Origin of the sequence: Motiliproteus sp. SC1-56, assembly GCF_017309075.1 — a bacterium.
Classification (GTDB): Bacteria; Pseudomonadota; Gammaproteobacteria; order Pseudomonadales; family Balneatricaceae; genus Motiliproteus.
Genome location: NZ_JAEMGS010000007.1, coordinates 20,965 through 44,183, shown reverse-complemented (window position 1 = coordinate 44,183; position 23,219 = coordinate 20,965). Strand labels below are relative to the sequence as shown.

Genomic DNA, 23,219 nt, shown 5'->3' with positions numbered 1-23,219 from the left:
TTATTCGTTTTCCAGTTCGATGTCGATACCCAAGGAACGGATTTCCTTGACCAGCACGTTGAAGGACTCGGGCATGCCCGGCTCCATGTGGTGGTCGCCGTCCACGATGTTCTTGTACATCTTGGTCCGGCCGTTGACGTCATCGGACTTGACGGTGAGCATTTCCTGCAGGGTGTAGGCGGCGCCGTAGGCCTCCAGGGCCCAGACCTCCATCTCACCGAAGCGCTGGCCACCGAACTGGGCCTTACCACCCAGCGGCTGCTGGGTAACCAGGCTGTAGGAGCCAGTGGAACGGGCATGCATCTTGTCGTCGACCAGGTGGTTGAGCTTGAGCATGTACATGTAGCCCACGGTCACCGGACGATCGAAGGGCTCGCCGGTGCGGCCGTCCATCAGCATCCGCTGACCGCTGGTGTCCAGTCCGGCCAGTTCCAGCATGCTCTTGATCTCGGTCTCGTTGGCGCCGTCAAATACCGGTGTCGCAAAGGGCACACCCTCGCGCAGGTTGCGGGCCAGTTCCAGCACCTCGTCGTCGCTGAGGCCGTCGATGTCCTCTTTGATCAGCCCGCCGACCTGGTTGTAGATCTCAACCAGCAGCTCGCGGATCTTGGCGATTTTCTCCTGCGCCTCGAGCATGGCGTTGATGCGATCCCCGAGCCCCTTGGCGGCAGCGCCGAAGTGGGTTTCCAGCACCTGGCCCACGTTCATACGCGAGGGAACACCCAGCGGATTCAGCACGATGTCAACCGGCTCGCCGTTCTCGTCGTAAGGCATGTCTTCCACCGGCATGATGGCGGAGATAACACCCTTGTTACCGTGACGACCGGCCATCTTGTCACCGGGCTGGATGCGACGCTTAACGGCCACGTAGACCTTGACGATCTTCAGTACGCCCGGCGCCAGGTCATCGCCCTGCTGCAGCTTGCGCTTCTTGTCTTCGTAGCGGTCTTCCAGCATCTGGCGACGCTCGGCCAGCTGCTCCTGGGCACGCTCCAGGGTCTGCACCAGCTCCTCGTCGTCGACGCGGATCTTGAACCAGTCGGAACGCGGCAGGCCGGACAGGTACTCCTCGGTCAGGGTGTCGCCTTTCTTCAGGTTGGGACCGCCGTTGACCTTGGCGCCGACCAAGGCACGCTGCAGACGCTCAAAGGTCGCCCCTTCAACGATACGGAACTCGTCGTTAAGGTCCTTGCGAATGCTGGTCAGCTGCTCTTCTTCGATCTGCACCGCGCGCTTGTCCTTCTCCACGCCGTCACGGGTGAAGACCTGCACGTCGATAACGGTGCCCTTGGTGCCGGTCTTGACCCGCAGGGAGGTGTCCTTCACGTCGGACGCTTTCTCACCGAAGATGGCACGCAGCAGCTTCTCTTCCGGTGTCAGCTGGGTCTCGCCCTTGGGCGTGACCTTGCCCACCAGGATGTCACCGGGGCCGACCTCGGCTCCGATATAGACAATACCGGACTCATCCAGTTTCCCGAGCGCGCTCTCACCGACGTTGGGAATATCGGAGGTGATCTCCTCCGGCCCCAGCTTGGTGTCACGGGCGACACAGGTCAGCTCCTGGATGTGGATGGTGGTGAAACGGTCTTCCTGGGCCACCCGCTCGGAGATCAGGATGGAGTCCTCGAAGTTGTAACCGTTCCAGGGCATGAAGGCGATACGCATGTTCTGACCCAGGGCCAGCTCACCCATATCGGTGGAGGGGCCGTCGGCCATGATGTCGCCACGGGCAACCTTCTCACCGGTGCGCACCAGCGGACGCTGGTTGATGCAGGTGTTCTGGTTGGAGCGGACGTACTTGGTCAGGTTGTAGATGTCCACACCCGCCTCGCCTGCGACCACCTCGTCGTCGTTGACCCGGACCACGATACGGCCGGCGTCGACGGACTCGATCTCACCGCCGCGACGGGCGACCACGCAGACCCCGGAGTCACGGGCGACGTTGCGCTCCATGCCGGTGCCGACAATGGGCTTCTGAGATTTCAGGGTCGGCACGGCCTGCCGCTGCATGTTCGATCCCATCAGGGCCCGGTTGGCGTCGTCGTGCTCAAGGAACGGAATCAGAGAGGCGGCCACGGAAACCACCTGACGCGGGGAGACGTCCATGAACTGGACCTTCTCCGGGGGCATCACGCTGAATTCGTTCATGTGACGGACGGAAACCAGATCCTCGGCCAGACGGCTGTCATCATCCAGCTTGGCGTTGGACTGGGCGATCACGTACTGGGCTTCATCAATGGCCGACAGGTACTCGATCTCGTCGCTGACCACGCCGTCCACCACCTTACGGTAGGGGCTCTCCAGGAAGCCGTAGCTGTTGGTGCGGGCGTAGGTGGAGAGCGAGTTGATCAGGCCGATGTTCGGACCTTCAGGGGTCTCGATGGGACATACACGGCCGTAGTGGGTCGGGTGCACGTCGCGCACTTCAAAGCCTGCGCGCTCACGGGTCAGACCGCCCGGGCCCAACGCGGAAACACGGCGCTTATGAGTCACCTCGGACAGCGGGTTGTTCTGGTCCATGAACTGGGACAGCTGGCTGGAACCGAAGAACTCCTTGATCGCCGCGGCGACAGGCTTGGCGTTAATCAGGTCCTGAGGCATCAGGCCGTCGCTTTCCGCCATGGAAAGGCGCTCGCGCACAGCGCGTTCAACGCGGACCAGGCCGACGCGGAACTGGTTCTCGGCCATCTCCCCAACGGAACGCACACGGCGGTTACCCAGGTGGTCGATGTCGTCGACGATGCCCTTGCCGTTACGGATGTCCACCAGGGTCTTGAGGACCTCGATGATGTCATCCTTGTCCAGAGTGCCTTCGCCGGTGACTTCTTCACGGCCCAGGCGACGGTTGAACTTCATCCGGCCCACTTCAGAGAGGTCGTAGCGGTCCAGGGTGAAGAACAGGTTCTCAAACAGGGCCTCGGCAGACTCCTTGGTGGGGGGCTCGCCGGGGCGCATCATGCGGTAGATCTCAACCAGGGCTTCCAACTGGTTGCGGGTCGGATCGATGCGCAGGGTGTCGGAAACGAAAGGACCGCAGTCCAGGTCGTTGATGTACAGGGTTTCCAGGGTGTCGATGCCCGCATCCTGAACGGCGTCCAGAATGTCCTGGGTAATCAGGGCGTTGGCCTCGGCCAGCACCTCACCGGTGGAAGGATGAACCAGGTCGTGAGCCAGCACCTTGTCGATCAGGTAATCGCGGGGAACGTCCAGCTCGGTCAGCCCGGCCTTTTCCAGGTTGCGGATATGACGGGCGGTAATCCGGCGGCCTTCCTCAACCAGCACGTTGCCGTCGGCATCCTTGAGGTCAAAGGTGGCGGTTTCACCACGCAGACGGGAGGCCACCAGCGCCAGCTTCACCTGGTCACCCTTCAGGCTGAAGCTATCGGTATCAAAGAAGAGATCCAGCATCTCTTCGCTGCCCAGGCCCAGGGCCCGCAGCAGGATGGTCGCCGGCAGTTTGCGGCGACGGTCGATCCGCACGAACACGTTGTCCTTGGGATCGAATTCGAAATCAAGCCAGGAGCCACGGTAAGGAATCACCCGCGCGGAGTAAAGCAGCTTACCGGAGGAGTGCGTCTTACCCTTGTCGTGGTCGAAGAACACACCCGGGGAACGGTGCAACTGGGAAACGATAACGCGCTCGGTACCGTTAATGACGAAGGTACCGTTTTCAGTCATCAGGGGCATTTCGCCCATGTAGACTTCCTGCTCCTTGATATCCTTGACCGCCTTGGTCGAAGAATCGCGGTCATAAATGATCAGGCGAACCTTGACGCGCAGGGGGGCTGAATAGGTAACGCCGCGGAGCTGACACTCCTTGACGTCGAAAGCCGGCTCACCCAGCTTGTAACCAACATATTCCAACGCTGCGTTTCCGGAGTAGGAAACGATTGGAAACACGGACTTAAACGCAGCGTGCAAACCTACATCTTTCTTGTCTTCTGCTGATGCCGCACCGGTCTGTAAAAACTTGCGGTACGAATCGATCTGAATGGCCAGCAGGTAAGGCACATCCATGACATGAGGCAATTTAGAGAAATCCTTGCGGATACGTTTTTTCTCTGTGAACGTGTAAGCCATCAGCATTCCCCAGCTTGTGCACCGAAACAAAGGACAGAGCGCGACCGGCGGTCACCTCCGTCAAGAGCCGTCAAGACGCAATGTCTTGTTATAACGGCAAAAAGGCCGGTGGCTTCTAGCCACCGGCCATATGCGCATCTTGCGATTACGCAGTAGCCAACGCGCAAGGCGTTTCGCTATTACTTGACTTCAACAGAAGCGCCGGCTTCTTCCAGAGCCTTCTTGAGCTCTTCGGCTTCGTCCTTGCTGACGCCTTCCTTAACAGGCGCAGGCGCACCGTCAACAACCGCCTTGGCTTCTTTCAGGCCCAGGCCGGTAGCAGCACGTACGGCCTTGATGACGTTAACCTTCTTGTCGCCAGCGGCAGTCAGAATGACGTCGAACTCAGTCTGCTCTTCAGCAGCGGCGCCACCCTCGGCACCGGGGGCAACGGCAACGGCAGCCGCGGCAGAAACGCCGAACTTCTCTTCCATGGCGGAAACCAGCTCAGCAACGTCCATGACGGACATTTCGGCGATGGCGTTGATGATATCTTCTTTAGTCAGAGACATGGTACAAATCCTGATTTATCTAGAGCAATTGCTCGTTAAAGTCGTTACAGGCAGAAGCGGCGCTTAGGCGGCTTCCTGCTCTTTCTGATCGCGAACGGCCGCAAGGGTGCGGACCAGCTTGCCAGCGGAAGCTTCTTTCATGACGCTCATCAGCTTGGCGATGGCTTCGTCGTATGTCGGCAGGCTTGCCAGAACACCGATCTCTACCTTTTCGCCTTCGAAGGCGGCAGCTTTCAGCTCGAGCTTGTCGTTTTCCTTGGCGAACGCTTTGAGGATGCGCGCGCCGGCACCCGGGTGTTCGGTAGAAAACGCGATGATGCTCGGGCCAACCAGGGTGTCGGTCAGACACTCATAGCTGGTACCTTCGAGCGCACGACGGGCCAGGGTGTTGCGCACGACGCGCAGCCAGACTCCGTTTTCGCGCGCTTGCTTGCGCAGCTCTGTCATTTTACCTACGGTCACGCCGCGGGAATCCGCAACTACCGCAGACAGAGCTCCCTGAGCAGCTTCCTGGACTTCAGCGACGATCGCTTTTTTGTCTTCGAGTCCTAGTGCCACTAGTTTTACTCCTGGATTCAAGCCAGCCCCGTGGGCGCTGACTTCGTTACTCTTCCCTCCCCGAGGGGAGAAACTAAGTACGGTGCAGGATCCAGTATCAATTCTGAATCGGGTCACCATCTGCGCAGGCTGAGTATTAAGGAGGACCTCTTAGAGAGACACTTCCGCCTGCGGTCTTTGACGGCCCCCGCCAGCGCAACGCTGGCGAAGACCCCAAAGTTCGTCGGCCGACCCGAGCCCGGGCCAGCCTAAATGCCTTAGATGTCCAGGCTACCCTGGTCCAGGGTCAGACCCGGGCCCATGGTCGTGGACAGGGTAACCTTCTTCAGGTAAACACCCTTGGCAGAAGCGGGCTTGACCTTCTTCAGGTCAGCGATCAGCGCTTCGAGATTCTGCTTAACGGCAGCGGCTTCAAAGCCCACCTTACCCAGCGGGGCGTGGATGATGCCGTTCTTGTCGGTGCGGTAACGCACCTGGCCGGCCTTGGCGTTCTTGACCGCAGTCTCGACGTCAGGCGTGACGGTGCCCACCTTGGGGTTGGGCATCAGGCCGCGGGGACCGAGGATCTGGCCCAGCTGACCCACGACGCGCATGGCGTCGGGAGTCGCGATGACAACGTCAAAATCCAGCTCGCCACCCTTGACCTTCTCGGCCAGGTCTTCAAAACCAACCACGTCAGCACCGGCCGCGGTCGCCTTCTCTGCGTTGGCGCCCTGGGCAAAAACCGCAACGCGGACATCCTTGCCAGTACCGTTGGGCAGCACAGTTGCGCTACGCACTACCTGGTCAGATTTACGCGGATCGACACCCAGGTTCACAGCCACGTCGAAGGATTCGGTGAACTTGACGGTGGACAGCTCAGCCAGCAGGCTGACCGCTTCGTCGATTGCGTACTGCTTGCCAGAGTCGACCTTCTCGGCGATCACCTTGGCACGTTTTGTCAGCTTAGCCATTACTCTACCCCCTCCACGTTCAGACCCATGCTGCGCGCACTGCCTGCGATGGTGCGTACGGCGGCATCCATATCAGCAGCGGTCAGGTCGGGCATCTTGGCGGTGGCGATCTCTTCCAGCTGCGCACGGTTAACCGTGCCTACCTTTTCAGTGTTGGGGCGAGCAGAGCCGCTCTTGAGGCCGGCCGCTTTCTTCAGCAGTACAGACGCAGGAGGCGTCTTGGTAACAAAGGTAAAGCTGCGGTCGGCGTAAACGGTAATGACCACCGGCGTCGGCAGACCCGGCTCAACGTTCTGCGTCGCCGCGTTAAAGGCCTTACAGAACTCCATGATGTTAACGCCGTGCTGACCCAAAGCAGGACCAACAGGGGGGCTGGGGTTAGCTTTACCCGCTGCAACCTGCAGCTTGATATAAGCTTCGACTTTCTTAGCCATGGTTTCTCTCCAAATGGGTAGTAGCGCCTTTCGGCTCCCCGGTTACAACAAGACAGCGGGCCCGCACCGCAGACCCACTGCCTCTCGAATTTTGTTTAGTCTTTCTCGACTTGACCGAACTCCAGCTCCACAGGGGTAGAGCGACCGAAGATCAGCACCGCGACCTGGACGCGACTCTTCTCGTAATTGACCTCTTCCACCACACCGCTGAAGTCGGCGAAAGGACCGTCGGTAACCCGCACCATCTCGCCGGGCTCGAAGATCGTCTTGGGCCGCGGCTTGTCCACACCGGCCTCTACACGCTGCAGGATGGCATCGGCTTCTTTTTCAGTGATGGGAGAGACCTTGCCCGGATTCTTGGGATCCTCTCCGATAAAGCCCATCACGCGGGGCGTGCCCTTGACCAGGTGCCAGGACGCCTCGGTCAGCTCCATCTGCACCAGCACGTAGCCGGGATAGAATTTACGCTCAGACTTGCGCTTCTGCCCGGACCGCATCTCGACCACTTCCTCGGTCGGAACCAGAATCTCACCGAAGAGGTCCTGCATACTCTGCAGCTCGATACGCTCTTTCAAAGATTGCATCACACGCTTTTCATAGCCTGAATAAGCATGCACAACATACCAACGCTTCGCCACGCGAGAACCCCTTAACCGATAACGCCGGACACGATCCAGCTCAACAGCGAGTCGATCGCCCAGAGCAGCAGCCCGACCAGCAAAACGAACACCACCACGATCGCAGTGGTCTGCAAGGTCTCCTGCCGCGTCGGCCAGACCACCTTGCGAATCTCTAGCTTGGCCTCCTTGAACAGATCAAAGAACGCCTTCCCCTTGGCGGTCTGCAGGGCAACAAAACCCGCGACCAGCGCCAGCGCCAGCAACGCCAGCACCCGATACAGCAGGGACTGATCGGAATAATACGAATTGCCGGCAACACCTACTGCTACCAGCAGCACAACCACAATCCACTTCAAAGAATCAAGCTTGGATTCACCAGAATCAGCTTTCGCACTCATGCGCTGGAGCCTCTATACAGACAGGACCGAACTTGAACGCCGGTTCAGGGACACTTGCCATTCCTTATCAAGCTAAGAAATGGCAGGCCAGGAGGGACTCGAACCCCCAACCTGCGGTTTTGGAGACCGCTGCTCTGCCAATTGAGCCACTGGCCTGTCGCAATGGGAGGCAGATTATATCTGCGCCCCCAACCCTTTGCAACCGGTATTACTCAATGATCTTAGATACCACGCCGGCACCCACGGTACGGCCGCCTTCGCGGATCGCGAAGCGCAGACCTTCGTCCATGGCGATGGGCGCAATCAGGTTTACTTTCATCTGCACGTTATCACCAGGCATCACCATCTCCACCCCCTCGGGCAGCGTGACAGAACCGGTAACATCCGTGGTACGGAAATAGAACTGGGGACGGTAGCCGTTAAAGAAAGGGGTGTGACGACCACCCTCATCCTTGCCCAGCACGTACACCTCGCCCTCAAACAAAGTGTGCGGCGTAATCGAGCCAGGCTTGGCCAACACCTGGCCACGCTCAACGTCGTCACGCTTGGTACCGCGCAGCAGAACACCTACGTTCTCACCGGCACGACCCTCGTCCAACAGCTTGCGGAACATCTCGACACCGGTACAGGTGGTCTTGGTAGTCTCCTTGATGCCGACGATCTCAACCTCTTCACCCACCTTGACGATACCGCGCTCAACACGACCGGTAACCACGGTACCACGCCCCTGGATGGAGAATACGTCCTCGATGGGCATGATGAAGGCACCGTCGATGGCACGCTCAGGCTCAGGAATGTACTCATCCAGAGTCTCCACCAGCTTCTTAACAGCGGTGGTACCCATCTCGTTGTCGTCCTCGCCGTTCAGCGCCATCAGGGCAGAACCGGGAATGATCGGGGTGTCATCGCCAGGAAAGTCGTACTCGGACAGCAGGTCACGCAGCTCCATTTCGACCAGCTCCAACATCTCGGCGTACTCTTCGCTGTCAGCGCCGCCACAGTCGTCAGCCAGCAGGTCAGCCTTGTTAAGGAACACGACGATAAAAGGCACGCCAACCTGACGGGACAGCAGGATGTGCTCACGAGTCTGAGGCATAGGGCCGTCGGTGGCACCGCACACCAAGATCGCACCGTCCATCTGGGCGGCACCGGTGATCATGTTCTTGACGTAGTCGGCGTGACCAGGGCAATCAACGTGAGCGTAGTGACGGACAGGCGAGTCGTACTCCACGTGAGAGGTCGCAATGGTGATACCCCGCTCACGCTCTTCCGGTGCGTTGTCGATCTGGTCGAACGCACGCAGCTCGCCGGTACCCCACACTTCGGCACAGACACGGGTCAACGCCGCGGTCAGCGTGGTCTTGCCATGATCGACATGACCGATGGTGCCGACATTGACATGGGGTTTTGTACGCTCAAAAGTTTCCTTGGACATCACCATCTCCCGATGCTTTAACTTTTTTGACCCAAACACAACAAAGGGCAGATATATTGCTATATCTGCCCTTTGTTCAGCGACTGCCTATGGAATGGAGCTCCAGGGCGGATTTGAACCGCCGGCCTCACCCTTACCAAGGGTGTGCTCTACCCCTGAGCTACTGGAGCCCAATTCCATAACCAGCAAGCTGGAGCGGGTAGCGGGAATCGAACCCGCATCTTCAGCTTGGAAGGCTGAGGTAATAGCCATTATACCATACCCGCATAAGCTTATTACCTGAGCAGCTGGTGGTGAGGGGTGGATTCGAACCACCGAAGCTCGCGCGTCAGATTTACAGTCTGATCCCTTTGGCCACTCGGGAACCTCACCACGCCTACCAACCTCTACGAGATCGTAGTCGCCCGCCTTGAGATGGTGCCGGCACCAAGAGTCGAACTCGGGACCTACTGATTACAAGTCAGTTGCTCTACCAACTGAGCTATGCCGGCGTGCCGCCTCAACTCAGGAGGCCGAAATATTACTCAGCGCCCTGTTCGCTTGCAACCCCCTCGCAGGATTTTTTTTCATTTTTTAAACCCGGGTTCCCAGGGGCCAGTTTCCGCTGCCAGCGCTGGTGCCATTCCTGCGAAGCTTTGGTCCGGATATCAACAAAATAAATCGGCTCAAAGCGCTCTTTTAGAAACATCTTGGCGGGGTAGCCCTTGTCCAGCAACGCGGCTAACAACGCCTCGGCCGACTCCTTATTGCGATACAGACCGATCGACAGCTGACCGCTCAACGGACCCTGTCTCACCAAGTAGCTATCCAGCCCGTCGACCCGGAGGGTGCGCCGCAAGGATTCGACCCGCAGCCCTCCCGCCGGGGCCTGCACATAAACCCAGTGATCAGGGGCAAGGGGACGCAGTCCCTTGGTCACTTGCGCCTGCAGCGTCCCGTTGCCCAACACGTCGACAAACGCCCCCGCGGCCCTGGCCTCCTCGAATTCGCCGACCCGGTAACAGACGTCCGGCGCCAGCGGCTCCTCCACCGGGACCTCCGCCGCCAACTCCTCGGGCACCTGCCGGGGCTTCAGCTGGTCTGCGGGCACCTCGGACAGCAAAGCCAGGGTATCCAGCCCGCTGTGATCCGGACGCGCCTGCTCACGCCGCAACTCCCGGGCCTGCTGCTCGGTAACGAACCAGGCGTAAAGGACCCCGTTCAGCAATACCAAAATCAAAAACAGCCAACGCATTGCAATTCCTCAGGGCAAGGCCCGCTCAAGCCCCTCGAGCACTAGGTCCGGTACCAGGCTGCCCACGCCGGCCAGCCGGTAGAACGTCTCGCCGTCGCCGCCGGTAATAAATAAAGCAGCCTCCGCTCCCAGCAGACGGTCGCAATCGGTCGCCACCCGCTCGGCGAGTCCCGCCAGCATAAGGTAGATTCCGTGATCGACACATTCCTCGGTACTCCGCCCCGGAGAGACCCGCTCCGCCAGGGGCTCACCCTCGGGCCGCACGCGCTGGGTGCGGCTCAACAGGCTCTCGCGCATCAAGCGCAGCCCCGGCATGATGTAGCCGCCCAGGTGACTGCCATTTTCATCAACCAGGTCGACGGTGATGGCGCTGCCGCAGTCCACGACACAACAGCCCCCCCGGGCCCGCTCATAGCCGGCCAGCATTGCCAGCCAGCGATCGACGCCCATCCGCCCAGGCACCTCGTAACTGTTAACGACGCCCGCGGCAGCGGCCTCGGTTCGCGCTTTTTCCAGCGACACCCCCCAGCGTTCATGGACCACCGCCTCGATCAACTGCTCGGCGCTCTCGCCGGCCACCGAGGCCAGACGCACCCGTGCCGGGGTCAGCGTCTGCCAGGCCTGCGCAAGGGCTTCGCCCGTCAATTCAGCACTGACACAGCGCCCCCGCTGATCGCCGCAGCGCCATTTGAGAAAAGTGTTACCCAGGTCAAGGTCCAGGATCATTCCAGCCCCCGCAGGCTCAGCTCGCCGCCGTGACAGGCCTGCACGCCGTCTTCGGTCTCGAGCAACAGCGCTCCCTTGTCGTCAACGCCCAGGCAGCGGCCCTGTATCTGGACCCGGCTGGTCTGCAACACCACCTGCCGCCCCTGGTGGGCATTGCACGCCTCCCACTCGGCACGAAAGGAGGCAAAACCCTGCTCGGAGAAACGCTCCAGGGAGGGAACCAGGCGGTTCAGCACCGCCGCCAGCAATAGGTTGCGCCCCGGGGATACGCCGCCGGCGGTACGCACGTCGATCCAGGGCTGGTCGATCTCCGCCGCCACCTCATCAGGCATCGCCACATTGATCCCCACCCCGATCACAACCTGGCACTGCCCCGAGGCATCACCGGTCATCTCCAGCAGGATGCCGCCCAGCTTGCGCCCGTCCACCAGCAAGTCATTGGGCCATTTGAGATCAATCCCCTCAACGCCGCTATCCATCAGCCCGTGGCGAACCGCCAGCCCCACCACCAAGCTCAGCCCCTCCAGCGCGGCGGCTCCCCCGGCGAAGTCCCAGACCAGGGAAAAATAGAGGTTACGGGCAAAAGGGCTGACCCAGGTACGCCCGCGCCGACCCTTGCCCGCGGTCTGGCGCTCGGCGAGGTAAAGACGTCCGCCTCCGCCCCCCTGAGCGCTCCCCTGCAGCGCCGCCTCGTTGGTCGACGGCAGGCTCAATGCCAGCGCAATAGGCCCCAGGCGAGCGCGCACGCCATCCTCAAGGCCGGCCTCGATCCGCTGCGGATCCAGCAGATCCAGACCTCCGGCGACCCGGTAGCCCCGCCCCTTGACCGAGTGCAACCGCACACCCAGCTCATCCAGCTTTTTCAGCTGCTTCCAAATCGCCGCACGGCTCACGCCAAGCGCCTCACCCAACGCCTGCCCCGAGTGAAATTCGCCGTCCGCAAGGGTGCTTAACAAGGATCGCAGCGTCACCGGCTTATCCCCGCCGGTCCAGCACGATAAAGCTGTAGGGGTATGGGTTCGGCTCCTCAGCGGGGTAGTCCTCCCGGGCCACCTCCTGCCACTGCGCAGCCTCCAGCGCTGGGAAGTAGGCATCGCCACAGACATCCGCGTGGACCTGGGTCAGGTAGAGACGCTGCGCCCGTGGCAGCGCCTGCTGATAGAGCTCGCCGCCGCCAATGACCAGCGCCTCCTCGGCGCCGTTGATCAGGGAAACCGCCTCGGCCTTGGCCAGGGCCTCCTCCAGGGAGTGCGCCACCTCGATACCGGGGCGGCTGTAGCTGGCATCCCGGGTCACCACGACATTGGTGCGCCCAGGCAGGGGCCGACCGATGGACTCGAAGGTTTTGCGCCCCATGATAATGACCTTGCCCAGCGTGACCGACTTGAAGTACTGCAGGTCTTTGGGCAGGTGCCAAGGAAGTTTATTGTTCCGCCCGATCACACGGTTGCGCGACTGGGCAACGATAAGCGCCAACTGCATATGAAGAACTCAACCCGAAAAAGGGTTGAGTGTATTCGCCGCAGCGGTCACTGGCAATCGAGGGGCACGCTGCCCCTGCTGCTGCCGGCACTCAGACCGCCACGGGCGCGGCGATATGGGGGTGCGCCTGGTAGCCCTGCAGCTCAAAGTCTTCAAAGCGGAAGGCGAATATGTCCTTCACCTGCGGGTTGAGCTTCATGGTCGGCAGCGGCAGCGGCTCGCGGGTGAGTTGCAGGTCCGCCTGCTCCAGGTGATTGGTATAGAGGTGGGCATCCCCGAAGGTGTGCACAAAGTCTCCCGGCTCCAGATCGCAGACCTGGGCCACCATCATGGTCAACAAGGCATAGCTGGCAATATTGAAGGGCACCCCGAGGAAGATATCGGCGCTGCGCTGGTAAAGCTGGCAGGAGAGCCGTCCCTCACTGACGTAGAACTGGAACAGGGTATGGCAGGGCGGCAGCGCCATGCGGTTCACCTCGGGCACGTTCCAGGCGCTGACGATCAATCGGCGCGAGTCCGGGTTGTTGCGAATCTGATCGATCAGCAGCCGGATCTGGTCAACGGTGCCGCCCTCCGGTGTAGGCCAGGAGCGCCACTGGTGCCCGTAAACCGGCCCCAGGTCACCATTTTCATCGGCCCACTCGTCCCAGATCCGCACCCCGTTCTCATTCAGGTAGGCGATATTGGTGTCGCCCTTCAGGAACCAGAGCAGCTCATGAATGATCGAGCGCAGGTGACACTTTTTGGTCGTCACCAAGGGAAACCCCTGGCTCAGGTCAAAGCGCATCTGGTGGCCGAAGATACTGAGGGTCCCGGTGCCGGTGCGGTCGCCCTTGAAAACGCCGTTTTCCCGCACATGACGCATCAGGTCCAGATACTGTTTCATTGCTTTACTCCCTTTTCGGTGGCTGCTTGGCGGTGGTAGGCGGCCAGCAGCATAAAGACGCCCAGAGCGATCATTGGCAGCGACAGCAATTGGCCCATGGTCAGCCATTCAAAGGCGATGAAGCCGATATGGGCGTCGGGCTGCCGGAAAAACTCAACGATGAAGCGGAAGCTTCCGTAACACGCGAGAAAAAGCCCGGAGACCGCCATGGCCGGACGGGGCTTGGACGAAAACCACCAGAGAATGGTGAACAGCGCCACCCCCTCCAGCGCGAACTGGTATAGCTGCGACGGATGCCGCGCCAGACCATCGCTGCCGGGGAACACCATGGCCCAGGGCACATCGCTGGCCCGGCCCCAGAGTTCGCCGCCGATAAAGTTGCCGATTCGGCCCAGCCCCAAGCCGATGGGCACCAGAGGCGCTGTGAAATCAGCCACCTGGAAAAAGCCCTTGCCGTGACGCCGGGCAAACAGCCAGAGACCCACGCAAACGCCGAGCAGGCCACCGTGGAAGGCCATCCCCCCCTCCCAGACCCGGAACAGCCACAGCGGGTCGGCGAGAAACTGATCGAAATTGTAAAAGACCACGTAGCCAAAACGTCCGCCGAGGATCACCCCCAGCGCCCCGTAAAAGATCAGGTCGGAGACCTGCTCCCGGTTCCAGCCGGAGCCGGGCCGCACCGCGCGACGGTTGGCCAGGAGCCAGGCGGCGGCAAAGCCCGCAAGGTACATCAGGCCGTACCAGTGGACCTTCAGCGGCCCGATTTCCAGGGCAACGGGGTCAATGGCGGGATAGGTCAACATGATCGCAGGCTTCCTTTAGTTCGCGAGTAAAAAGCGCAGCCCCACGCTAAACAGCAGCAGGGCGAAAATTCGACGCAGTATCGTTGCCGGGAGGCGATGAGCCAGCAGGGCGCCAAGTCGGGCAAAGTAAGCGCTTGCCAACACGATCCCAAGGAACGCCGGAAGATACACATACCCCAGGCTCCAGGGCATCAGCTCGGGGTTGCCCCAGCCTTCTTCGACGTTGGCCAGGGCACCCATCAGGGCAATGGGCAGACCGCAGGCGGCGGAGGTTCCCACCGCTTCTTGCATGCGCACCCCTTTCCAGCTCAGGTAAGGGACCGTCAGCGAGCCACCGCCGATGCCGAAGATCGCCGAGGCCCAGCCGATCACGCCACCGGCACCGACCAGCGCCGGCCGGCCGGGAAGGCGCTGCGCTCCCTTGGGACGCAGGCCCAGCGCCATCTGGATAGCGATCAGCACCGCGAACACGCCGATCGCGGTCTGCAAGGCGGGACCGCTGAGCCGCCCCGCGGTCTTGACCCCGAGAATGGCCCCCAGGCAGATCCCCGCCGCCAGGGGCCAGAACAGGTTCCAGCTGACCGCCTGCTTGAGGTGATGACTGCGAATGGAGCTGAGCGAGGTCACGATGATGGTCGCCAGGGAGGTGCCCACCGCCACATGGGTCAGCACCTCCGGCGACATGCCCTGCAGTTCGAAAGAGATCACCAGCACCGGCACGATAATCAGGCCGCCGCCGATGCCAAAGAGACCGGCCAGCAGGCCGGCGCAGGCACCCAGAATAAGATATGAGAGAAACAGCAACGACTTGGGCCTATGTTTGAGCGAATTTCAGCAGGGCGCTATTATCCCCTATCAAGCAACCCTCTATCCACCCGTTACGCCTGTCCCGGTTCGAGGCCCCATGTGCCTGATCGCCTTCGCCTACCGCGTCCATCCCCGCTACCCCCTGATCCTGGTCGCCAACCGGGACGAGTTCTACGAGCGCCCCACGCGACGGGCACATTTCTGGCCGGAACACCCCGACCTGCTCGCCGGGCAGGACCTGGTCCAGGGCGGCACCTGGCTGGGTGTCACACGGCAGGGTCGCCTTGCCGCCGTGACCAACGTACGGGACGGCCGTCGGCCGGCCGACCCCAGGCACCGTTCCCGCGGCAGCCTGACCCGGGGATTTCTGCAGGGGGCACAGCCGGCAGCGCCGTTTCTGGAGGAGCTGACCCGCGAGCCTGACGCCTACGGTGGCTTCAACCTGCTGCTGGGCGATGGCGACGGGCTCTATTTCTACAGCAATCGCGACGGCTGCCCGCCGCAGCCCCTGGGGCCCGGGGTGTATGGACTCAGCAACGCCACCCTGAACACACCCTGGCCCAAGGTGCAGACCCTCAAAGCGGGCCTTGAAAAGGCGCTGTCCAGGGACGTGCTGGCGGCACGGGACCTGCTTCCCCTGCTGCAGAACCGTCATTCACCGGAGGATGCCCAGCTCCCCGACACCGGCGTGGGGCTGGACCTTGAACGCACCCTGGCCCCCTGCTTTATTCACGGCGAAACCTACGGCACCCGCGCCAGTACCGTACTGACGATCAATGCGGACAATGAGGTTGAGTTTCTGGAGCAGAACTACGACGCCACCGGCGCCGGCGATCGCCACTGCGAGCGGCTCACCCTGACCGGTTGAGTTCCAGCGTACCCAGGCAAGGGTATCGGAGAAGCCGCCGCCAACGCCTCAGGGGCCGTCGTGAGTCACCGGCCGGGTCAGGCGCCCCAGCCCTACCCGGTGCAGGGTGTCATTGATCTCGGCCTGGATCGCCTCCGGGTCCTCCATCGCCATCACCGTGTCGAGCAGGGTCCGTGCCTGGGGCATGGAGACCCCGCGAATGGCGGACTTGACCCGCGGCAGATTGGTGGCGTTCATGGACAGCACGTCGTACCCCATCGCCATCAGCAGCAGCGCGCCACCGGGGTCGCCCGCCATCTCGCCACAAATACTGACCTGCACCTGCTCCTTGTGCGCCTCGCTGACGATACCCTGCAGGGCCTGCAGCACCGCAGGATGAAAGGAGTAGTAGAGTCCCGCGACGCGGGGGTTGTTGCGATCGACCGCCAGCAGGTACTGGGTCAGGTCGTTGCTGCCCACGGAGATGAAGTCCACCCGCCGGGCAAAGGCCCGCACCTGGTAAACCGCCGCCGGCACCTCCACCATCACCCCCACTTCCGGCTGCAGGATCTGGTGCCCCTCGTCCATCAGCTCGGCGAACGCCTGGTTGATCAGCGCCACCCCCTCGTCGATCTCCATTACGTTGGAGACCATCGGGAGCATGATGCGCAGGTTATCGAGCCCTTCGCTGGCCAGAAGCATGGCCCGCACCTGGACCAGGAAGATCTCGGGATGATCCAGGGTGACACGGATGCCGCGCCAGCCCAGGAACGGGTTGTCCTCGACAATGGGGAAGTAGGGCAGGGACTTGTCGCCGCCGATGTCCAGGGTCCGCATGGTGACGGGGCGCGGTGCGAAAGGCTCGAGCTGCTTGCGGTAGCTCTTCTTCTGCTCCACCTCGCTGGGAAAGAACTCCTTGATCATGAACGGGACTTCAGTCCGGTAAAGACCAATCCCCTCGGCCCCCTTGTCCAGCGAAAGGGCCACGTCGGTAACCAGGCCGGTGTTGACCCACAGCGGCATCTTGTAACCGTCCTGGGTCACGGAAGGCTGGTCCTTGAGCGCCTCCAGGCCCGCCGTCAGCTGCTGCTCGTTGCGCAGGATGTCGTCGTAGAAATGCAGCAATTCGGAGGAGGGGTTGGCAAAGATACGTCCGGAGAAACCGTCCAGGATCAGTTCACGCCCGTGCATCTGCGTCGTAGGGAAATCCACCGCTCCCATGACCGTGGGTATCCCCATGGAGCGGGCCAGAATGGCCGCGTGGGAGTTCCCCGAGCCCATGACGGACACCAGCCCGACCAGCTTGTCGGTGGGCACCTCGCCCAGCATCGCCGGGGTGATCTCCTCGGCCACCACGATGGTGTTGTCAGGATACTGCGTCGGGCGCCCCGCGGTCTGCTTTTGCAGGTAAGCCAGCACACGCCGCCCCAGGTCCTTGATATCGGTGGCGCGCTCGCGCAGGTACGGGTCCTCCATCAGGCTGAACTTCTGCACGTGGCTCTGGACCACCTGGCGCAGCGCCCCCGGCGCCCATTGCCCCTGGCCGATCAGTTCCATCACCTCGCCCGCCAGGGCGTTGTCGTCCAGCATCCGCAGGTAGACGTCGAACAGGGCCTGCTCCTCGCCTTTCAGACGCTTGGCGAGGCTGCGCCCCACCACGCGAATATCGTGGCGCACCTGCTCCAGTGCTTCTTCAAAACGCTGCAGCTCCAGCTCCGGCGCCTCGCTCTGCTGATCGGGCACGCCGTCCAGGTCAGCCGGAGGCGCAATCACCACAGCGGTGCCGATCGCAACGCCCGGCGCGCCGGCCACACCGTCGAACTTGGCATCGCTGCGGGCCTTGTCGCTGTCGGGGGTGACGGTCACCCCGCCGGTCACTTCGGCATGGGCAATCACCCCGGCCAGCTGCGCCGACATGGTGACCAGGAACGCCTCCTCGCTTTCATTGAAGTGGCGCTGGCGCTGCTCCTGCACCACCAGCACGCCGAGCACCTTGCGCTGGTGGATGATGGGCACGCCGAGAAAGGAGGTGAAGTTCTCTTCGCCGCTGCCCGCGACGTAGTAGTAGGATGGGTGCTTGGAGGCATCTTCGAGGTTAATGGGCTCGGCCCTGGCGGCCACCTTGCCCACCACGCCCTCGGAGAGCGCCAGGCTCACCTGGCCCACCATCTTGGGGTTGAGCCCCTCGGTGGCCATCATCACGTATTGCTGGGAAGCGGGGTCGAGCAGGTAAACGGAGCAGACCTGGGTATTCATGGCCTGCTGGATACGCTTGACGATAATGTCCAGGGCCGCGTCCAAACTTTTGGCGGCATTTACCTGTTGCACTATCTTGCGCAGCATATCCAGCATGACGATTATCCGCTGCCGTTAAGAAGGTTCTGAGTCAAACGGGAGTGACGGCCGACCAGCTCTTTCATGGCCTTGCGATAGACCTCCCGCTTGAAGGAAATCACCTGGCTCAGCGGATACCAGTAGCTGACCCAGCGCCAACCGTCGAATTCAGGCTTGGGAGAGTGGGCAAAGGAGACCAAGCCCTCGTCGGCGATCAGCCGCAGCAGGAACCACTTCTGCTTCTGGCCGATGCACAGCGGACGGGAGTGGTAACGGATCATGCGCTTGGGCAGGCGGTAGCGAAGCCAGCCGCGGGTACAGGAGATCAGTTCCACATCGCCGGGATCAAGCCCCACTTCCTCCTTGAGCTCCCGGTACATGGCCTGCTCGGGCGTCTCGTTGTCGTTAATCCCCCCCTGCGGGAACTGCCAGGCATCCTGACCAATACGACGGGCCCAGAGCACCTGCCCCAGGTCGTTGCATAAGATGATCCCCACATTGGGACGAAATCCGTCTGAATCAATCACGTAGGTAAGTTCCGAGGGTTGATGAGCCTATTGTTCCACACTTTGAATGATTCACCAATCGCCCGCCGGCCACCCCGCCGCGTTATTGCCAGTTCCCTTAACAGTCTCTATGCTGAGCGCTCGTTTAACCACAGGAGTATAGCCGTGAGCCTGGCGATTTTTGACCTGGATAACACCCTGATCGCGGGGGACAGTGATCACGCCTGGGGCGAATTCCTGGTGGAACGCAAAGTCGTCGACGGCCAGGCCTTCAAGGAAGCCAACGACCGCTTCTATGCCGACTATAAACAGGGACAGCTGGATATTCACGCCTACCTGGCCTTCGCGCTGGCGCCCCTGGCACGCTTCTCACCGCAGGAGCTGCGCGCGCTGCACGACGACTTCATGGCCGACAAGATCGAGCCGATTCGACTCCCGGCCGCCGAGGCGCTGCTCGAACGCCACCGCAGGGCCGGCGACTTCCTGCTGATCATCACCGCCACCAACCGCTTTGTCACCGGCCCCATCGCCGAGCGCCTGGGTGTCGATGACATCCTGGCCAGCGAGCCGGAGGTCACCGCAGAGGGCTACTACACCGGAAAGCCTTTTGGCACGCCCTGCTACCAGGCGGGCAAGGTGGAACGGCTGCATGCCTGGCTCGAGGAGAGCCGCCACGACCTCGCCGGCAGCTACTTCTACAGCGACTCCCACAACGACATCCCCCTCCTTGAGGCGGTGGAAAACCCGGTGGCGGTGGACCCCGACCCGCAGCTGCTGGAGCACGCCCGATCCCGCGGATGGCAGGTCATCAGCCTGCGCGACTGACAGCCCGGAGCAGCACCGTGGCCCCTGAAGCGGGTCGCATCAGCTATGGCGATATAGAAAGAAGCCGCCCGATGCAGGAGCGGAGTCCGATCTGGCGGCTGAAGAACGCGATTGAAACGGGGTGGCGGCCTTTTTCCGCCCCCTGCTAACGCAAACAGGCCGCCCGCAACGGACAGCCTGCCAGCATCGACGAGCTGATTTCGCTTTGCCCCCTCTCAATACCTCCCTAAAGACGAAACAGGGGCTGCAATAACTGCGGTAGCCAGTCACGGAACCGGAGCGGCGCGTCGGTGGCCACCAGGCAGATGCAATCCTCGTCCCTATCGGCAATCGGCTGGTGCTCCACATCGTCGTCGAGGTCCGCCACATTCCCCGGCGTGAAACGGCCGATTTCGTCACTGAACGAGCCCCTCAGGACCATAGTCAGCTCATTGCCTTGATGGCTGTGCACCGGCAGGCAGGTGCCCGGTGCAATGCGCAGCAGGTTGAGCCGCCCCTGCGGTACCTCGATGGGAATCCGCCGAATTCCCGGCGCCATCGGTTTCCAGGGCAAAGCGTCCAAGTCTGCCTGCCTCCAGTTACGCAGTACCTCCAGGATCTTCGGCATCTCCTCGGGCGCCGGCGCAGGCGCTTTCACCCCGGGCGCTGGGGCAATACCGTCGAGCAGGGCCATCACCGCGGCCTTTTGCTCCTGGCCCAAGGGGGCAGCGGGCAGCGCCTGCAGCAACGCCCCGCCGATGTGGTCGGCGTCGCTGATGCGCTGCTGGCAGTGCCGGCACTCGCGGATGTGCAGGTCCAGCACGATGGAATAGTTTCGCTCGACCCCGCAGGCGGCATAGCTGGCCAGGGTGGCGTCGTCAGGATGAAAAAGCATATTCATAAGTGCGCTCCCAAACTGCAGCGGAGTTTCTCAAAAGCCAGTCGCAGCGATGACTTGACGCTGCCCAAGGGAATATCCATCTCGCCTGCGATCTCGACGTGAGTCTTGCCCTGGTAAAACGACATGTACAGCACCTGGGCTTGGCGGGAGGGCAGCTGCTTGAGTGCGTTTTCGACGCTGAGCCGCTCCCGCTCGACCTCCGTTTGAGTGCCACCGTGAACCTCCCGCTCAAACTCATCCTCCTGTTGCAGCCAGGCATCAGGCGGCGGTCGGTCCCGCACCCGCTCCCGGCGCAGGTGGTCAAAGTAGCGGTTGCGGGCAATGCGGTAGATCCAGGTCGACAGCGAACCCACCCGGGCATTGAACTGGCCCGCCTTCTCCCACACTTGCAAGAGCGCGGCCTGGAGCAGCTCATCGGCGAGCGCCTCCTGCGCACCCTGCCCCAGCAGATAGCTTTTCACCCGGGGAGCAAAGTGGTCGTAAACCCGGGAAAAGGCGTTTTTGTCCCGATTGTCGGCGATACGTGCCATCAGTTCAGCCCAGTGTGCATCACCTACGCGTTCGTTATTTGCCTGCGGCGACATCGCAACTCCCTTCTCCTTGTTCTCTACGCGCTTGTAAGGCTTCCGGATCACAGTCTTTACTCTAGGCCATAACCCCTTCTTCGCAGGTCCGTGATCCAAACCGGCGCAGCTCGCGTAAGAAGCTAAAAATAAAAGAGAGACACGCCCATGACTCACGCTGCGCTCAACATCGCCGTGATCGGCTCCGGAATCAGCGGCCTGAGCTGCGCCTGGCTGCTGAACCAGAATCACCAGGTCACGCTGTTCGAGAAAGACGACCGTTTCGGCGGCCACTCCAACACCCTGACGGTCGCTGGCCAAGACGGCCCCATCGACGTGGACACCGGCTTTATCGTCTTCAACCCAACCAGTTATCCAAACCTAGTAGCCCTGTTCGACTACCTGGGCATCCCGGTGATCCCCACGGAGATGTCCTTCTCGGTCTCCCTCGACGAGGGTCGGCTGGAGTACGCCGGCACCGACCTGAACGGGCTCTTTGGCCAGCGAAGCAACTTGCTGCGTCCCCGCTTCTGGCGCATGGTGCTGGACATTCTGCGGTTTTACCGGGAGTCCCCGGCGCTGCTGGATACCGTGCCGGACACGCTGTCCCTGGGCGAGCTGTTGCAGCAGCACGGCTACGGCGAGGCCTTTCGCGAGGAACACCTGCTACCCATGGGGGCCGCCATCTGGTCCACCCCGCGGGACAAGATGCTGGATTTCCCCGCCAAGAGCTTTTTGCGTTTCTGCCACAACCACGGACTGCTGCAGGTAAGCGACCGCCCCCAGTGGCATACGGTCAAGGGCGGCAGCCGGGTCTACGTCAACCGCCTGCTGGCCACCCTCGGCGAAGGCGCCCTTGCCAACCGGGGCGCACGCAGCGTCCGGCGCCAGGTCATGGGCGGCAAAACCCAGGTGATCGTCACCGACTGGCAGGGCCAGGCGCACTGGTTCGACCACGTGGTGCTGGCCTGCCACGCCGACCAGGCCCTGAAGTTGCTGGGCGACGCCGATGAACAGGAGCGACAACTGCTGGGGGCGTTCCGGTTCGAACGCAACCGCACCCTGCTGCACAGCGATGAGCGCCTGATGCCCCGGCGCCGGCGGGTCTGGTCCAGTTGGAACTACCTGCGCCAAAGCGCGGACAATCCCCAACTGGCAGTGACCTACTGGATGAACCGCCTGCAGCACCTGCCCGCTTCCACGCCCCTGTTCGTGACCCTGAACCCCTATCAGGAGCCGGACCCGGACAAGGTCCACGCGGCTTTTCTCTACGATCACCCGCTGTTCGACCTTCACGCGCTGCAGGCGCAGCAGCAGCTCTGGTCCCTGCAGGGTGTTCAACACACCTGGTTCTGCGGCGCCTGGTTCGGCTACGGCTTTCACGAGGACGGTCTGCAGTCGGGGCTGGCGGTCGCCGAAGCCCTGGGCGGCCAGGATCGTCCCTGGCAGGTGGACGGCATGTATGACCGCCTGCACCTGCCCCTCGACTGGCGCCGGCGCGGACAGCACCCGGAGGCGGCCTGATGCACTCCTGCCTCTATGCAGGCGAAGTGATGCACCAGCGGCTGCGGCCGCGCCGGCACCGCTTCAGCTACCGTTTTACCGGCTGGTACCTGGATCTGGACGAGCTAACGCTGCTCGACCAGACCCTGCAGGGATTCAGCTTCCGGCGCCGGGGGCTGTTTCGTTTCGAGCCCCGTGATTTCGGACCCGGGAACCGGGATGACCTCAAGGCCTACATCAGCGAGCAGCTGCTGGCCGCCGGGCTGAGCGCGCCTCATCGTGTATGCCTGCTCTGCCAGCCCCGCTGCCTGGGCTACCTCTTCAACAGCCTGAGCGTCTACTTTTGCTATAACCGGGAGGGGACGCTGACCGCCACCCTGTACGAGGTGAGCAACACCTTTGGCGAGCGCCACCTCTACCTGATTGCCGCGGATGCCTGCCGCCCCCTCCGGCAGCAGGCAGACAAAGCCATGTACGTGTCGCCTTTCATAGCCATGGACTGTCGCTATCGGTTTCAGGTCCAGCCCCCGGCCGAGCGCTTCAGCCTGTTGATTTTGCAAGACGATTCCTCGGGGCCGCTGTTTCAGGCGCGCTGGAGCGGCGAACGGCGCCCCCTCGAATTTTCGGCGCTGGCGCGGTTGCTGCTTACGCCGTCCATGTCGTTCAAGACCCTGGCAGCCATCCACTGGGAGGCGCTGAAGCTGTGGATCAAGCGCGTGCCCCTGGTTCGCTACCAAAAGACATCCCACTTTCAGGTCAGCCGAGGCCTGTGCAAATGGCAAGAGGAAAACTGA

23 protein-coding genes and 5 tRNA genes are annotated in these 23,219 nt (G+C 62.0%); 4 read left to right on the top strand and 24 right to left on the bottom strand.

All coding sequences use genetic code 11. From position 1 onward, the window contains the following. From rpoB to JGZ97_RS09015, 20 genes are all read right to left on the bottom strand, one after another. Positions 1-4,080 carry a DNA-directed RNA polymerase subunit beta gene (rpoB, locus tag JGZ97_RS09110; RefSeq protein ID WP_207062314.1) on the bottom strand — a complete coding sequence of 1,360 codons (4,080 nt, stop codon included), beginning with the start codon at positions 4,078-4,080 and terminating at the stop codon, positions 1-3. Between the two features lie 179 nt (positions 4,081-4,259). Next, positions 4,260-4,631: a 50S ribosomal protein L7/L12 gene (rplL, locus tag JGZ97_RS09105; RefSeq protein WP_207062313.1), complete on the bottom strand. Its 372-nt coding sequence runs from the start codon at positions 4,629-4,631 to the stop codon at positions 4,260-4,262. Between the two features lie 63 nt (positions 4,632-4,694). Continuing rightward, positions 4,695-5,189 carry a 50S ribosomal protein L10 gene (rplJ, locus tag JGZ97_RS09100; RefSeq protein WP_207062312.1) on the bottom strand — a complete coding sequence of 165 codons (495 nt, stop codon included), beginning with the start codon at positions 5,187-5,189 and terminating at the stop codon, positions 4,695-4,697. A gap of 257 nt (positions 5,190-5,446) precedes the next feature. Continuing rightward, positions 5,447-6,142 carry a 50S ribosomal protein L1 gene (gene rplA / locus JGZ97_RS09095; protein WP_207062311.1) on the bottom strand — a complete coding sequence of 232 codons (696 nt, stop codon included), beginning with the start codon at positions 6,140-6,142 and terminating at the stop codon, positions 5,447-5,449. Beyond that, positions 6,142-6,576 (bottom strand): 50S ribosomal protein L11, encoded by a 435-nt coding sequence (gene rplK, locus JGZ97_RS09090; protein WP_207062310.1) that lies wholly within the window; start codon positions 6,574-6,576, stop codon positions 6,142-6,144. The genes rplA and rplK overlap by 1 nt, the downstream gene beginning before the upstream one ends. 95 nt (positions 6,577-6,671) lie before the next feature. Next, a complete protein-coding gene (gene nusG, locus JGZ97_RS09085) occupies positions 6,672-7,214 on the bottom strand; it encodes a transcription termination/antitermination protein NusG (protein WP_207062309.1) in 543 nt (180 codons plus the stop codon). A gap of 11 nt (positions 7,215-7,225) precedes the next feature. Further along, positions 7,226-7,594 carry a preprotein translocase subunit SecE gene (secE, locus tag JGZ97_RS09080; protein ID WP_207062308.1) on the bottom strand — a complete coding sequence of 123 codons (369 nt, stop codon included), beginning with the start codon at positions 7,592-7,594 and terminating at the stop codon, positions 7,226-7,228. Between the two features lie 80 nt (positions 7,595-7,674). Then, positions 7,675-7,750: transfer RNA gene (locus JGZ97_RS09075), tRNA-Trp, on the bottom strand. 52 nt (positions 7,751-7,802) lie between these two features. Next, a complete protein-coding gene (tuf, locus tag JGZ97_RS09070) occupies positions 7,803-9,029 on the bottom strand; it encodes an elongation factor Tu (RefSeq protein ID WP_207062307.1) in 1,227 nt (408 codons plus the stop codon). A 95-nt stretch (positions 9,030-9,124) separates the two neighbouring features. Next, a tRNA-Thr gene (locus JGZ97_RS09065) sits at positions 9,125-9,199 on the bottom strand. Between the two features lie 21 nt (positions 9,200-9,220). Then, positions 9,221-9,295: transfer RNA gene (locus JGZ97_RS09060), tRNA-Gly, on the bottom strand. Positions 9,296-9,317: 22 nt separating this feature from the next. Continuing rightward, positions 9,318-9,401: transfer RNA gene (locus tag JGZ97_RS09055), tRNA-Tyr, on the bottom strand. 43 nt (positions 9,402-9,444) lie between these two features. Next, a tRNA-Thr gene (locus tag JGZ97_RS09050) sits at positions 9,445-9,520 on the bottom strand. Between the two features lie 29 nt (positions 9,521-9,549). Further along, the gene (locus JGZ97_RS09045) at positions 9,550-10,263 is read right to left on the bottom strand and encodes a hypothetical protein (protein WP_207062306.1); all 714 of its coding nucleotides are present in this window, start codon (positions 10,261-10,263) and stop codon (positions 9,550-9,552) included. 9 nt (positions 10,264-10,272) lie between these two features. After that, positions 10,273-10,989 carry a type III pantothenate kinase gene (locus JGZ97_RS09040; protein ID WP_207062305.1) on the bottom strand — a complete coding sequence of 239 codons (717 nt, stop codon included), beginning with the start codon at positions 10,987-10,989 and terminating at the stop codon, positions 10,273-10,275. Next, positions 10,986-11,960, bottom strand: a complete 975-nt coding sequence (birA, locus tag JGZ97_RS09035) for a bifunctional biotin--[acetyl-CoA-carboxylase] ligase/biotin operon repressor BirA (RefSeq protein ID WP_207062304.1) — start codon at positions 11,958-11,960, stop codon at positions 10,986-10,988. Before birA ends, JGZ97_RS09040 begins: the two co-directional genes overlap by 4 nt. Positions 11,961-11,964: 4 nt before the next feature. Further along, the gene (locus JGZ97_RS09030) at positions 11,965-12,471 is read right to left on the bottom strand and encodes a dihydrofolate reductase (RefSeq protein ID WP_207062303.1); all 507 of its coding nucleotides are present in this window, start codon (positions 12,469-12,471) and stop codon (positions 11,965-11,967) included. 91 nt (positions 12,472-12,562) lie between these two features. Beyond that, positions 12,563-13,357, bottom strand: coding sequence for a thymidylate synthase (locus JGZ97_RS09025; RefSeq protein WP_207062302.1), 795 nt, complete (start codon positions 13,355-13,357; stop codon positions 12,563-12,565). Further along, positions 13,354-14,160 carry a prolipoprotein diacylglyceryl transferase gene (gene lgt / locus JGZ97_RS09020; RefSeq protein ID WP_207062301.1) on the bottom strand — a complete coding sequence of 269 codons (807 nt, stop codon included), beginning with the start codon at positions 14,158-14,160 and terminating at the stop codon, positions 13,354-13,356. Before lgt ends, JGZ97_RS09025 begins: the two co-directional genes overlap by 4 nt. 15 nt (positions 14,161-14,175) lie before the next feature. After that, complete coding sequence (locus JGZ97_RS09015; protein WP_207062300.1) at positions 14,176-14,964, bottom strand: sulfite exporter TauE/SafE family protein; 789 nt, start codon at positions 14,962-14,964, stop codon at positions 14,176-14,178. Positions 14,965-15,064: 100 nt separating this feature from the next. Here JGZ97_RS09015 and JGZ97_RS09010 point away from each other — a divergent pair, with 100 nt between their 5' ends. After that, on the top strand, positions 15,065-15,835 hold the full coding sequence (locus tag JGZ97_RS09010; RefSeq protein ID WP_207062299.1) for an NRDE family protein: 771 nt from the start codon (positions 15,065-15,067) through the stop codon (positions 15,833-15,835). 48 nt (positions 15,836-15,883) lie between these two features. Here JGZ97_RS09010 and ptsP read toward each other — a convergent pair whose 3' ends face one another. Then, positions 15,884-18,166 carry a phosphoenolpyruvate--protein phosphotransferase gene (gene ptsP, locus JGZ97_RS09005; RefSeq protein ID WP_207062298.1) on the bottom strand — a complete coding sequence of 761 codons (2,283 nt, stop codon included), beginning with the start codon at positions 18,164-18,166 and terminating at the stop codon, positions 15,884-15,886. Positions 18,167-18,171: 5 nt separating this feature from the next. Continuing rightward, a complete protein-coding gene (gene rppH / locus JGZ97_RS09000) occupies positions 18,172-18,675 on the bottom strand; it encodes an RNA pyrophosphohydrolase (protein WP_207062297.1) in 504 nt (167 codons plus the stop codon). Between the two features lie 144 nt (positions 18,676-18,819). Between rppH and JGZ97_RS08995 the strand changes: the two genes are divergently transcribed. Then, the gene (locus JGZ97_RS08995; protein ID WP_207062296.1) at positions 18,820-19,479 is read left to right on the top strand and encodes an HAD family hydrolase; all 660 of its coding nucleotides are present in this window, start codon (positions 18,820-18,822) and stop codon (positions 19,477-19,479) included. Positions 19,480-19,705: 226 nt separating this feature from the next. Here JGZ97_RS08995 and JGZ97_RS08990 read toward each other — a convergent pair whose 3' ends face one another. Continuing rightward, entirely contained in the window at positions 19,706-20,359 is a 654-nt protein-coding gene (locus JGZ97_RS08990; protein WP_207062295.1) for a ChrR family anti-sigma-E factor, read from the bottom strand. Beyond that, positions 20,356-20,943, bottom strand: a complete 588-nt coding sequence (locus tag JGZ97_RS08985) for a sigma-70 family RNA polymerase sigma factor (protein WP_242521650.1) — start codon at positions 20,941-20,943, stop codon at positions 20,356-20,358. The genes JGZ97_RS08990 and JGZ97_RS08985 overlap by 4 nt, the downstream gene beginning before the upstream one ends. Before the next feature lie 147 nt (positions 20,944-21,090). Between JGZ97_RS08985 and JGZ97_RS08980 the strand changes: the two genes are divergently transcribed. Then, positions 21,091-22,446 carry an NAD(P)/FAD-dependent oxidoreductase gene (locus JGZ97_RS08980; protein ID WP_207062294.1) on the top strand — a complete coding sequence of 452 codons (1,356 nt, stop codon included), beginning with the start codon at positions 21,091-21,093 and terminating at the stop codon, positions 22,444-22,446. Continuing rightward, on the top strand, positions 22,446-23,219 hold the full coding sequence (locus JGZ97_RS08975; protein WP_207062293.1) for a DUF1365 domain-containing protein: 774 nt from the start codon (positions 22,446-22,448) through the stop codon (positions 23,217-23,219). The genes JGZ97_RS08980 and JGZ97_RS08975 overlap by 1 nt, the downstream gene beginning before the upstream one ends.